Annotated in this window: 9 protein-coding genes; 2 read left to right on the top strand and 7 right to left on the bottom strand. The window is 65.4% G+C overall.

Going from position 1 to position 12,199, the window contains the following annotated elements:
- Nucleotides 1–14 precede the first annotated feature (14 nt).
- A complete protein-coding gene (gene clpA, locus ABWO90_RS11395) occupies nt 15–2,312 on the top strand; it encodes an ATP-dependent Clp protease ATP-binding subunit ClpA (protein ID WP_353191344.1) in 2,298 nt (765 codons plus the stop codon).
- A 72-nt stretch (nt 2,313–2,384) separates the two neighbouring features.
- On the opposite strand, the gene dut is transcribed toward clpA, so the two are convergent.
- From dut to ABWO90_RS11360, 7 genes are all read right to left on the bottom strand, one after another.
- Nucleotides 2,385–2,831 carry a dUTP diphosphatase gene (gene dut, locus ABWO90_RS11390; protein ID WP_353191334.1) on the bottom strand — a complete coding sequence of 149 codons (447 nt, stop codon included), beginning with the start codon at nt 2,829–2,831 and terminating at the stop codon, nt 2,385–2,387.
- Between the two features lie 75 nt (nt 2,832–2,906).
- The gene (locus ABWO90_RS11385; protein WP_353191333.1) at nt 2,907–3,941 is read right to left on the bottom strand and encodes an LLM class flavin-dependent oxidoreductase; all 1,035 of its coding nucleotides are present in this window, start codon (nt 3,939–3,941) and stop codon (nt 2,907–2,909) included.
- Nucleotides 3,942–4,008: 67 nt separating this feature from the next.
- On the bottom strand, nt 4,009–5,229 hold the full coding sequence (locus tag ABWO90_RS11380) for an MFS transporter (protein ID WP_353191332.1): 1,221 nt from the start codon (nt 5,227–5,229) through the stop codon (nt 4,009–4,011).
- 180 nt (nt 5,230–5,409) lie between these two features.
- Nucleotides 5,410–6,639 (bottom strand): bifunctional phosphopantothenoylcysteine decarboxylase/phosphopantothenate--cysteine ligase CoaBC, encoded by a 1,230-nt coding sequence (gene coaBC, locus ABWO90_RS11375; RefSeq protein ID WP_353191331.1) that lies wholly within the window; start codon nt 6,637–6,639, stop codon nt 5,410–5,412.
- 131 nt (nt 6,640–6,770) lie between these two features.
- Nucleotides 6,771–7,316 carry a signal peptidase II gene (gene lspA, locus ABWO90_RS11370; protein WP_353191330.1) on the bottom strand — a complete coding sequence of 182 codons (546 nt, stop codon included), beginning with the start codon at nt 7,314–7,316 and terminating at the stop codon, nt 6,771–6,773.
- Nucleotides 7,316–10,153: an isoleucine--tRNA ligase gene (gene ileS / locus ABWO90_RS11365; protein WP_353191329.1), complete on the bottom strand. Its 2,838-nt coding sequence runs from the start codon at nt 10,151–10,153 to the stop codon at nt 7,316–7,318. Before ileS ends, lspA begins: the two co-directional genes overlap by 1 nt.
- Nucleotides 10,154–10,314: 161 nt before the next feature.
- Nucleotides 10,315–11,307 carry a bifunctional riboflavin kinase/FAD synthetase gene (locus ABWO90_RS11360; RefSeq protein WP_353191328.1) on the bottom strand — a complete coding sequence of 331 codons (993 nt, stop codon included), beginning with the start codon at nt 11,305–11,307 and terminating at the stop codon, nt 10,315–10,317.
- 235 nt (nt 11,308–11,542) lie between these two features.
- Between ABWO90_RS11360 and purN the strand changes: the two genes are divergently transcribed.
- Nucleotides 11,543–12,193: a phosphoribosylglycinamide formyltransferase gene (purN, locus tag ABWO90_RS11355; protein ID WP_353191327.1), complete on the top strand. Its 651-nt coding sequence runs from the start codon at nt 11,543–11,545 to the stop codon at nt 12,191–12,193.
- The last annotated feature ends 6 nt before the right edge of the window (nt 12,194–12,199 follow it).

Below are 12,199 nucleotides of genomic sequence, written 5' to 3'. Positions count from 1 at the left end.
GTGATGGAGGAAGCATGATTGCCCAGGAATTGGAAGTCAGCCTGCACATGGCGTTTATGGAAGCGCGCCAGGCAAGACACGAATTCATTACGGTCGAGCACCTGTTGCTCGCTCTCTTGGATAACCCGACCGCTGCCGAAGTGTTGCGCGCCTGCGCGGCAAATCTCGACGATTTGCGGCAGAACCTGCGCAACTTCATCGCCGACAATACGCCGACGGTGCCGGGTAGCGACGAGGTCGACACACAGCCCACGCTCGGTTTCCAGCGTGTGATTCAGCGCGCCATCATGCACGTTCAGTCCACTTCCAACGGCAAGAAGGAAGTCACGGGCGCGAACGTGCTGGTCGCCATCTTCGGTGAAAAGGACTCCCACGCCGTCTACTACCTGCAGCAGCAGGGCGTGACGCGCCTGGACGTCGTCAATTTCATCTCTCACGGCATTACCAAGACCGGTGCGTCCGGCGAGTCGGCCAAGGCCGGCGAGGGTAGCGCCGAGGGTGAAGAGGGGGCGAACGCCAAGGAAAGCCCGCTCGCCCAGTACACCCAGAACCTCAACCAGATGGCCCGCGACGGCAAGATCGATCCGCTCATCGGGCGCGAGTCGGAAGTCGAGCGCGTGGTGCAGGTGTTGTGCCGTCGCCGCAAGAACAATCCGCTCCTCGTGGGCGAAGCCGGCGTGGGCAAGACGGCCATCGCCGAGGGCCTCGCCTGGCGCGTCACGCGCGGCGAAGTGCCGGAGATTCTGCAGGACGCCACCGTCTACTCGCTGGACATGGGCGCGCTGCTTGCCGGAACGAAGTATCGCGGTGACTTCGAGCAACGCCTCAAGGCAGTGCTCAAGGAACTCAAGGAGCGCAACAACGCGATCCTGTTCATCGACGAAATTCACACGCTGATCGGCGCGGGCGCCGCGTCGGGCGGCACGCTCGATGCGTCGAACCTGCTCAAGCCGGCGTTGTCGTCCGGGCAGCTCAAGTGCATCGGCGCCACGACGTTTACCGAATACCGCGGCATCTTCGAGAAGGATGCGGCCCTGTCGCGTCGTTTCCAGAAGATCGACGTGAACGAGCCGACCGTCGAGCAGACGGTCCAGATCCTGCGCGGCCTGAAGTCCCGTTTCGAAGAGCACCACGGCGTGAAGTACTCGTCGAGCGCCCTGTCGGCGGCGGCGGAACTGTCGGCGAAGTTCATCACCGACCGTCACCTGCCGGACAAGGCCATCGACGTGATCGACGAAGCCGGTGCCGCGCAGCGGATTCTGCCGAAGTCGAAGCAGAAGAAGACGATCGGCAAGGGCGAGATCGAGGAAATCGTCTCGAAGATTGCCCGTATTCCGGCGCAGAGTGTATCGGCGGACGACCGCGGCAAGCTCCAGACGCTCGATCGCGATCTCAAGAGCGTGGTGTTCGGGCAGGACCCGGCCATCGACGCGCTTTCCGCGGCAATCAAGATGTCGCGAGCCGGGCTGGGCAAGACGGACAAGCCGATCGGCGCGTTCCTGTTCTCGGGCCCGACGGGCGTCGGCAAGACCGAAGTCGCCAAGCAACTCGCGTTCACGTTGGGCATCGAGCTTATTCGCTTCGACATGTCGGAGTACATGGAGCGTCATGCGGTGAGCCGTCTGATCGGCGCGCCCCCGGGGTACGTGGGCTTCGACCAGGGTGGTCTGCTGACCGAAGCGGTGACGAAGAAGCCGCACTGCGTGCTGCTTCTCGACGAAATCGAAAAGGCGCATCCGGACATCTTCAACGTGCTGCTCCAGGTGATGGACCACGGTACGCTGACGGACAACAATGGCCGCAAGGCGGATTTCCGCAACGTCATCATCATCATGACGACGAACGCGGGCGCCGAGACCATCAACCGCGCGAGCATCGGCTTCACGAACGAGCGTCAGGCCGGCGATGAAATGGCCGACATCAAGCGCATGTTCACGCCGGAGTTCCGCAACCGTCTCGACGCGATCATCAGCTTCAAGCCGCTCGACGAGCAGATCATCCTGCGCGTCGTCGACAAGTTCCTCATCCAGCTCGAAGATCAGCTGCACGAGAAGAAGGTCGAGGTTGTCTTCACCGACAAGCTGCGCGCGTTCCTGGCGAAGAAGGGCTTCGACCCGCTCATGGGCGCGCGTCCGATGCAGCGTCTGATCCAGGACACGATCCGCCGTGCGTTGGCCGACGAACTGCTGTTCGGGCGTCTGACGAGCGGTGGTCGCGTGACCGTCAATCTGGACGAGAACGATCAGGTACAGTTGTCCTTCCCGGAGGATGGCAACACCCGTCCGGAGCCGGAAGCTGCCGAAGTCGAGTAATCGTCAGCGCATCGCCCAATGAAAAAGCGCCGCTTCATGCGGCGCTTTTTTTATGCTGATGCTTGTGAGGCGTCAGTGTTTGCCGGTGCTGCCGAAGCCACCCGCGCCCCGATCGCTCTCCGGGAATTCGTCGACGATGTTGAATTCGGCCTGAACGACCGGCACGATCACCAGCTGCGCCAGACGCTCGAACGGGTTCAACACGAACGGTTCACTGCCGCGATTCCACGTCGACACCATCAGTTGACCCTGATAGTCCGAATCGATCAGCCCGACCAGGTTGCCGAGCACGATGCCATGCTTGTGGCCCAGACCCGAGCGCGGCAGGATCAGTGCGGCGTAGCCCGGATCGTCGAGGTGAATCGCCAGTCCCGTCGGCACGAGCACGGTCTGGCCCGGTGCGATGGTCAGCGGCGTGTCGAGACAGGCGCGCAGATCCAGCCCGGCGCTGCCCGGCGTGGCGTAGGCGGGCAACTGCGAGCGCAGGCGTTCGTCGAGAATTTTGACGTCGAGTTTCATGGCGTATGGCGTTGAGGGTATGGGGTCAGGCTGGGCAAGCGCGCATCGGGGGCGCGAACCGGCGTTGTCATTTTGTCATTCGCCCGCGCGCAGCGCGAACGCCTGTGCGAGCAATTCATGCGAGCGCAGACGCGCACGATAGCTGCCGGCCACCGTCAGCACGACAATCTCGTCGGCCTCGAACTGCGCCTGCAATTCCATCACGCGTTCGGTCACGCGCTCCGGGGTGCCGATGATACTACGGGGCTTCTCGCGCGCAATCACGGACAGCTCTCGATCGCGGTACTGCGGCTTGGCCTGCGCGCCCTGTTCGAGGCTGGGAATCGGCTCGTTCATGCCGTAGGCCATCTGCACACGACGCAGATCCACGCCCGCCTCCAGCGCTTGCGCTTCGGCGTCGGTATCGGCGCAGATGACGAAGAGTGCGACCGAGCAATACGGCTTGTCGAGCTGTCCCGGCGTGAAGCGTTCGCGATACGCCTGCGTCACACGATGACCGTAATGCGCATTGATGAAGTGGGCGAAGCAGTAGCGCAAGCCGAGTTGCGCGGCGAGCAGCCCGCCGAACTCGCTGGAACCGAGCACCCACAGTTCGGGGCGCGTCTCGATGGCCGGTTGCAGCAGCACACCCCGGTAGGGATGATCGTCGGCGAGCGTGCCGCCGAACAGGCCGGCCAGTTCGGCGACCTGTTGCGGGAAATGTTCGCCCGCGTCGTAAGGCCCTTTTGCCACGGCGCGTGCCGTGCGCATGTCGCCGCCAGGGGCGCGTCCGACGCCGAGGTCGATGCGGTTCGGGAACAGCGCTTCGAGCATCAGGAACTGTTCCGCCAGCTTGAACGGGCTGTAGTAGGGCAGCATCACCCCGCCCGAGCCGACCCGCAGACGTTTCGTCACGCTGGCCAACCGCGCGATCATGACTTCCGGGGCCGGATTGGCCACGCCACGCAACCCGTGATGCTCGGCGCACCAGTAGCGCGTGTAGCCGAGATCGTCGGCCGCTTGTGCGAGTTCGACGGTGGCGGCAATGGCGTCTGCCACGCTATGGCCGTGGATGACGGGCGTCTGATCGAGGATCGACAGCTTGATACGGGCAGCAGTAGGTTGCGACATGCGTTCGGTGCTCCTGGCCGACGGTGGATGGCCGTCGACGTGTCGTTAAGCCAATCGGTCGTGTCAATCAGTGGCCGCTGCCGGCGGACGAATCCACCGGCGCCGTGCCGGGGACTGCATGCGGCAGACGCGCAATCATCACGATCGCGACAATGCCCCCGAGTGCGCCGCACAGGAAGATCGAGGCGTAACCAAAAAAGTTGGCGACGAGGCCGGCCATCGGTCCGATCAGGCCGAGCGCCAGATCGAAGAATGCCGAGTAAGCCGCCAGCGCCGCCCCGCGGTTCTGCGGCGGCACCTGGCGCAGCGCCTCGACCCCGAGGGCCGGAAAGACGAGTGAGAAGCCGACACCCGTCAGCCCTGCGCCCGCGAGCGCCATATTCGGGCTCACGGCGCCCCACAGCAGGAACTGGCCGATGGCGCTGAAGACCAGCGAGCACATCGCGACGCGGCGTCCACCGAAGCGATCGACGGCATGCGCCAACAGGATCCGCATGCCAATGAAGCAGGCGCTATAGAGCGTGAGCGCGTAGGCTGCCCCTGACCAGCCGTGGCTGGCGTAGTAGAGCGTGATGAAGGCGGCGATCACGGCGTAGCCGATACTGCCCAGCGTCATGGCGAGGCCCGGACGCCATACCAGCCCGACCACGCGGAAGAACGGCAGACGATTGCCGCCCACCGGTGCGGCAGCCGGCAGGCGAAGGGCGATGGCAAAGGCAATCGCGGGCAGGACAATGTTCACGAGCGAGACCACCGTGAAGCCTGCCGATTGGAGCAGGTAGGCACCGAACGGCGCGCCGGTGGCGAGTGCCGTGTACATCGACACGCCCTGCCACGAGATGGCCTTGCTGGCGTGGGCGGCGCCGAGCAGGCCGATGCCCCACGACATGCCGCCGGTGAGGAGCAGGCTTTCGCCGAAGCCGAGGACGACGCGTCCGGCGATGAGAATGCCCAGCGCGAGCGCGGGATTGGGCACCATCGACGCGACCAGGTACAGCACGCCCGCCGCCGCACAGCCACAAAGGCCGGTGAGCACTGCCCGGCGCGGGCCGCGCGTGTCGACGACGCGACCGGCATAGGAGCGCAGCAGCAGCGTGACGACGGACTGGATGCCGATGGTCACACCGACCACGAACGAGCCGTAGCCGAGCGTCTCGTGCACGTAGACCGGCAGCACGGGCAGCGGCATGCCGATCGTCATGAAGCCGAAGAACATGATCGCGGCGAGCATGCTCAGTGTCCCGTAGACACTGACGGCGGGCCGCATGGAGGAAGGAGGTTGCGTCATTTTATTCTGGGTATTGCGATGGCCCGAAGGCCGGGCGATGAAAGCGGCAGGCGGCGAAGCGTGCCGGTGTCCTGCCAGTCTGCCAGCGCCGCCGGACAACGACGATGACAGACGATGAAGCGAATGAACGATGGGGCGATGCGCGCCGTCAAGGCGTCGGCCCGCGCGTGAGCGGATGCGTCAGCCCGGCGCGCCTGAGGCCGGCTTGGTGCGTTTGGGCAACCGGGCGGCGATCTCGACGATCAGGCTGCGCGCCAGCGATTGCTTGTCGGCACGCGGCAGACGCTTCTGACCAGCCTCGTCGAACAGGATGACTTCGTTGTCGTCCTGCCCGAACGTGGCGGGACCGAGATTGCCCACGAGCAGCGGCACTTGTTTGCGGCGGCGCTTTTCCGCGCTGTGCTTTTCCAGGTCGCCCGACTCGGCGGCAAAGCCCACGCAATAGGGCGCTGCCGGAAGTTGAGCCACGGCCGCGAGAATGTCGGGGTTCTGGACGAATTCGAGTGTGGGCACGTCGGCGTCGCCCGTCTTCTTGATCTTGTCGTGCGCCACGTCGCGCACGCGCCAGTCGGCCACCGCCGCCACGGCGATGAAGATGTCGTTGTGCGCGGCGTCGGCCATCACGGCGTCGAACATCTGCCGGGCCGTCTGCACGTTGCTGCGTGTCACGCCATAGGGCGTGGCGAGGGACGTCGGTCCGGCAACCAGATGCACGTCGGCCCCGGCCTGCGCCGCAGCGCGCGCGAGCGCAAAACCCATCTTGCCGCTCGACAGGTTCGTCAGCCCGCGCACCGGATCGATCGGCTCGAAGGTCGGGCCGGCGGTAATCAGTACACGGCGTCCGGCGAGGCGTTTGGGCTGGAAGAATCCGGCAAGGGCTTCGTACAGGTCTTCGGGTTCGAGCATCCGGCCGTCGCCGATTTCGCCGCAAGCCTGGTCGCCGCTGCCCGGGCCGAGGATGGCAATGCCATCGCCGCGCAGCGTTGCCGCATTGCGCTGGGTCGCCGGGTTGGCCCACATCTGGCGGTTCATGGCCGGGGCGACCAGCAGCGGGCAGTCGCGCGCGACGCACAGCGTGGAGAGCAGGTCGTCGGCCAGACCGTGCGCCAGTTTGGCGAGGAAGTCGGTGGAGGCGGGGGCGATCAGAATGGCGTCGGCCTCACGCGAGAGGTCGATATGCGCCATGTTGTTGTCGATGCGGTTGTCCCACTGGCTGGTGTAGACGGGGCGTCCGGAGAGCGCCTGCATCGTGAGCGGCGTGATGAATTGCGTGGCGGCGTCGGTCATCACGACCTGCACCGTCGCGCCGGCCTTGACGAGCAACCGGGTGAGTTCCGCAGACTTGTAGCAGGCGATCCCGCCCGTCAGCCCGAGAACGATGGTCTTGCCCGCCAGTTCACCGCGTTCCATAGAAATGCCTCCTCCAAAGTGCCGCGCGGCGCCTCCAGGGCGCCGCGACGGATGTCGCCCGTGCACACATGCCCAATTGGCTGCGCGCCCGGACTGTGCCGCGTCGATCGCGGCGGATCCAGCAAAGGGTGCTACTTGCCGCGCCGCACGCGTCGCAGCTCGTCGATCACCAGCAGCACCGCGCCCACGCAAATGGCCGAGTCGGCCACGTTGAACGCCGGCCAGTGCCAGCCGCCGACGTGGAAGTCCAGAAAGTCGATCACGTGACCGTAGATCACACGATCGATCACGTTCCCCAGTGCGCCGCCGAGAATCAGCGACAGCGACAGGCAGAACATCTTCTGGCCGTTGTGACGCTTGAGCAGCCAGATGATGACCGTGGCCGCCACGATCCCGAGCAGCGTGAAGAACCAGCGCTGCCAGCCACCGGCGGCCGCCAGAAAGCTGAACGCCGCGCCCTTGTTGTACACCAGCACCAGATTGAAGAACGACGTAACCGGGCGGAATTCGCCGTATTGGAAGGTCTTCAGAATCGTGAGCTTGGTCACCTGATCGAGCAGGATCGCAATGACGGCGATCCCCAGCCACGGCAGCAGACCGTAGGTGGCGCCCCCGCGGGCGCCGCCGTTGCCGTTCCTGCGCTGTGCGCCCGTGCGAGCGCCTGCTTTGCCTGCCATTATGCCGCGCTCCGGTGTTCGCCGCTGCCGAAGAGATTCGACACGCAACGTCCGCAAAGGGTCGGGTGAGCGGCGTCTGCGCCCACGTCGTCACGATAGTGCCAGCAACGCTCGCACTTCTGGTGCGACGACGGCGTGACCACCACGCCTTCGTCGGCTTCCGTCGCGACCTGCGTGACGGCGGCGGCCGACGTGATCAGCACGAAGCGCAGATCGTCGCCGAGGCTAGCGAGCACGTCGAACTTGCGGCCCGACACGCGAACCTCGACTTCGGCCTGCAGCGACGAACCGATCTGTTCGGCAGCGCGCGCCTCTTCCAGTGCCTTGGTCACGTCGCCGCGTACGGCGCGCAGCAGGTACCACTTCTCCAGCAGGCGCGTGCTTTCGGCCACTTCAGGATACGTGTAGTACGTTTCCGTGAAGATCGTGTCGTTGCCCGGCTGGAACACTTGCCAGGCTTCTTCGGCCGTGAACGACAGGAACGGAGACATGAGCTTCAGCAGCCCGTGCGTGATGTGATACAGCGCGTTCTGGGCGGCACGGCGGGCAGGAGCATCCGGTGCGCTCGTGTACAGACGGTCCTTCAGAATGTCGAGGTAGAAGCCGCCGAGATCTTCCGAGCAGAACGTCTGGAGCTTGGCCACCACCGGGTGGAACTCGTAGCGGTCGTAGTGACCGAGCACTTCGGTCTGCAGCGACTGGGCGAGCGCCACGGCGTAGCGGTCGATCTCGAGCCACTGTTCCGGCGGCAGCGCGTGCTTCGCGTGGTCGTAGTCGGCCAGGTTCGCGAGCAGGAAGCGCAGCGTGTTGCGGATACGACGATAGCTCTCGACCACACGCTTGAGAATTTCGTCGGAGATCGACAGTTCGCCCGAATAGTCGGTCGACGCCACCCACAGGCGGATGATTTCCGCACCAAGCTTGCCCGCAACTTCCTGCGGCACGATGGTGTTGCCGATCGACTTCGACATCTTGCGGCCCTGACCGTCGACGGTGAACCCGTGCGTGAGCAGCGCCTTGTAGGGCGGGCGGCCGTCCATCATCGACGCGGTCAGCAGCGACGAGTGGAACCAGCCGCGGTGCTGGTCCGAGCCTTCCAGGTACAGATCCGCCGGGAAACCGAGTTCATGCGCGTGCGAGCCGCGCAGCACGTGCCAGTGCGTGGTGCCCGAGTCGAACCACACGTCGAGCGTGTCGCGGTTCTTCACGTAGTCCTTGGCTTCGTCGCCGAGCAATTCGACCGGGTCGAGCGTCTGCCAGGCTTCGATGCCTTCGGTTTCCACACGCTTGGCCACGGCTTCGAGCAGCTCGGGCGTGCGCGGGTGCAGCGCGCCGGTTTCCTTGTGGACGAAGAACGCCATCGGCACGCCCCATTGGCGTTGACGCGAGAGCGTCCAGTCCGGGCGGTGCGCGATCATGTTGTGCAGGCGTTGCTTGCCCCACGACGGGAAGAACTCCGTCGCTTCGATGCCGGCGAGCGCGATCTCGCGCAGTGTCTTGCCGTCGCCGGGTGCGCCGTCGACCGGCTTCACGTCCATGCCCGCAAACCATTGGTTGGTGGCGCGGTAGATGATCGGGGACTTGTGACGCCAGCAGTGCATGTAGCTGTGCGTGTACTTGAACGAGTGGAACAGCGTGCCCGCTTCGCGCAGCGCTTCGACGATCTGCGGGTTGGCATCCCAGATCGACTGGCCGCCGAACAGCGGCAGGCTGTCCTGATAGCGCCCGTCGCCGAGCACCGGCATGCGGATTTCCGAGTCGGGCATGTCGTGCGCCTTGCACGACAAGAAGTCTTCCACGCCGTAGGCCGGCGCCGAGTGCACGATACCGGTACCGGTGTCGGTCGTCACATAGTCGCCGAGGTAGATCGGCGAGGTGCGTTCGTAGCCGGCATCGGCGGTGGCCAGCGGGTGGCGGAAGCGGAGCAGCGAGAGGGCTTCGCCCTTCGTGCGCGCGAGAATCTCGCCGTGCAGGCCGTACGTCTTCAGGCATTCCTCGACACGCTCGGTCGCGAGGATCAGCAGGCCGCGATCGGTCGAGACGAGCGCGTACTCGACTTCGGGATGCACGTTCAGGGCCTGGTTCGACGGAATCGTCCACGGGGTGGTCGTCCAGATCACGATGAAGCCGTCGTTGCGCGGCAGCGTCGAGAGGCCGAAGGCTTTGGCAACCTTCTCCGGTTCGGCGAAGGGGAAGCCCACGTCGATGGCCAGATCGGTCTTGTCCTTGTACTCGACTTCCGCCTCGGCCAGCGCCGAGCCGCAGTCGAAGCACCAGTTCACCGGCTTCAGGCCACGGTAGACGTAACCGTTCTCCATGATCTTCGCGAGTGCACGAAGCTCGTTCGCTTCGTTCGAGAAGTTCATGGTCTTGTACGGATTGTCCCAATCGCCGAGCACGCCCAGGCGCTCGAAGTCGGCCTTCTGGCGCTCGATCTGCACGGCCGCATAGGCGCGCGCCTTCTCCTGCACTTCGCGCACCGGAAGGTGCTTGCCGAACTGCTTTTCGATCTGGATTTCGATGGGCATGCCGTGGCAGTCCCAGCCCGGCACGTAGGCGGCGTCGAAGCCCGCGAGGCTGCGCGCCTTGACGATCATGTCCTTGAGGATCTTGTTGACCGCGTGACCGATGTGGATGTCACCGTTGGCATACGGCGGGCCGTCGTGCAGGATGAACTTCGGACGACCCTTGCTGGCGCGACGGATCTTGTCGTAGATCTTCTTTTCCTGCCATTGCTTGACCCACAGGGGCTCGCGCTTGGGCAGGTCGCCACGCATCGGGAACGGCGTGTCCAGCAGGTTGACGGGATACTTGCTCGGGGCTTTCTTATCGCTCATGGTGCTTCGCTACGAATTTTGGAATTTCGGGTGTGGGGCGCTCGCGCCGGCGGCGTTGCGTTCGGGCCTGTCGAGGCCGGCAGATGCAACGCCCGGGCAGGTGCCGGTGGCGGCAGCGGGCCGCGCGCGTGGCGCAGGGCGCCGGCGCACGCGGGCGAAGATCATCTAATTCGGTCGGTGGCCGAGGTGGCGAAGTCGCGTCGTGCACTCGGGCCATTGGCGTCGTGTGCGTGGGCGAAATACGCGCGCGCCTCGCGCGTGTCCTGCGCGATGGCGGCTTCGAGTTCGGCCAGTCCGTCGAATTTCGCTTCGTCACGCAGCTTCTGCAGGAATTCCACGCGCACGAGCTTGCCGTAGCAATCGCCGACGAAGTCGAGCAGATGCACTTCGAGCAGCACGCGACCGGAATCGTCCACGGTCGGGCGCAGGCCCAGGCTCGCCACGGCAGGCAACGGCCGATCGGCCAGGCCGTGCACCTGCACGACGAAGATGCCCGACAGCGCCGGATGCTTGTGTGCGATGCGCAGGTTCAGTGTCGGGAAGCCCAGCTTGCGGCCGAGCTTCATGCCGTGCACGACGTGACCGGTGATCGCGTAAGGACGGCCGAGCAGCGCATGGGCGCGCTCGAAATTGCCCTCGGCGAGCGCGGCGCGCACTTCCGAGCTGGAGATGCGCACGCCGTCGTGCGCGATGGTCGGCATCTGCTCGACAACGAAGTCGAAGCGGCGGCCGGCGTCGCGCAGGTATTCGATGTCGCCCGCGCGCTTGGCGCCGAAGCGGAAGTCGTCGCCGACGAGCAGCCAGCGGGTGTGCAGGCCGTCGACGATGATGTTGCGCACGAAGTCTTCAGGCGATTGGCCGGCGAAGTGGGCGTTGAAGTGTTCCACCACCAACCGGTCGACGCCCTGGGCACGCAGTGCCTCGAACTTGTCGCGCAGATTGGAGATGCGCGCGGGCGCCCGGTCGGGCATGAAGTATTCGCGGGGATGCGGCTCGAACGTCATCACGCACACCGGCAGGCCGCGCGCGGCCGCTGCGGCGCGCACGCGCGCGAGCAGTGCCTGGTGGCCCAGGTGCACGCCGTCGAAATTGCCGATCGTCAGCACGCAGGGCGCTTTGCTTTGCGCGTTGGGTAGACCCCGGAAGACTCGCACGATAAGGAAGCGTCAGTACAGGACGTTGAGTGAGCGTTGGTGGATGAACCGCGCGGCGCCGTTGCGAGGGCCCGGCGCCCTGCGGCGGCCTGACCGGGGCTGCCCCGGGGCCATCTCGCGCAAGGCGGCCAAACCGACATTGCGGCGCCGCAGAACGTTGAATTATAAACGCTTCGGGGCCATCGCGGCGCGGATCGCGCTGTCTGGTGCGCCGCGCCAATGATAAAATCCGGCGATGAAGAACATTGTCATCCTGATTTCCGGACGAGGCAGCAACATGCAGGCCATCGTCCGGGCCTGTACCGCAGAAGGCTGGCCGGCCCGCGTGGCCGCCATCGTCGCAAATCGGGCCGAGGCCGAGGGCCTGGCCTTTGCACAAGAAAACGGCATTGCCACTGCCGTGGTGCCGAGCCTCGGCAAGACCCGCGAGGCATTCGACGCCGAGCTGGCCGCCGAGATCGACCGTCATCAGCCGGATCTGGTCGTGCTGGCCGGGTTCATGCGCATTCTCACGCCGGAATTCACGCAACGCTATGCCGGCCGTCTCATCAACATCCATCCGTCGCTGCTCCCGGCCTTCCCGGGGCTGCAAACGCACGCCCGCGCCCTTGAGGCCGGCTGCAAGATCGTGGGTGCGACGGTGCATTTCGTGACGGCCGAGCTCGATCACGGACCGTACGTGCTGCAGGCCGCCGTGCCGGTGCGCCCGGGCGATACCCCGGACGCGCTGGCCGAGCGCATTCTGCCGCTGGAACACATCATTTATCCGCGCGCCGTGCGCTGGTTCGTGGAAGACCGTCTGGTCGTGGCCGATGGCCGCGTGACGGTAACCCCCGGTGCCGACGGCACGCCCGACTCGCAATGGCTCTTTGGTGAGGACGCATGAGCACAC

This window comes from Pandoraea pnomenusa (assembly GCF_040391475.1).
In the GTDB taxonomy this organism is placed as follows: Bacteria; Pseudomonadota; Gammaproteobacteria; order Burkholderiales; family Burkholderiaceae; genus Pandoraea; species Pandoraea pnomenusa_C.
This window is presented reverse-complemented; position numbering and strand designations above follow the sequence as displayed.

Excerpts from the sequence above, each read along its gene's own strand:
- clpA (WP_353191344.1), top strand. The coding sequence starts at position 15 with ATGATTGCCCAGGAATTGGAAGTCAGCCTGCACATGGCGTTTATGGAA.
- dut (WP_353191334.1), bottom strand. The coding sequence starts at position 2,831 with ATGAAACTCGACGTCAAAATTCTCGACGAACGCCTGCGCTCGCAGTTG.
- ABWO90_RS11385 (WP_353191333.1), bottom strand. The coding sequence starts at position 3,941 with ATGTCGCAACCTACTGCTGCCCGTATCAAGCTGTCGATCCTCGATCAG.
- ABWO90_RS11380 (WP_353191332.1), bottom strand. The coding sequence starts at position 5,229 with ATGACGCAACCTCCTTCCTCCATGCGGCCCGCCGTCAGTGTCTACGGG.
- coaBC (WP_353191331.1), bottom strand. The coding sequence starts at position 6,639 with ATGGAACGCGGTGAACTGGCGGGCAAGACCATCGTTCTCGGGCTGACG.
- lspA (WP_353191330.1), bottom strand. The coding sequence starts at position 7,316 with ATGGCAGGCAAAGCAGGCGCTCGCACGGGCGCACAGCGCAGGAACGGC.
- ileS (WP_353191329.1), bottom strand. The coding sequence starts at position 10,153 with ATGAGCGATAAGAAAGCCCCGAGCAAGTATCCCGTCAACCTGCTGGAC.
- purN (WP_353191327.1), top strand. The coding sequence starts at position 11,543 with ATGAAGAACATTGTCATCCTGATTTCCGGACGAGGCAGCAACATGCAG.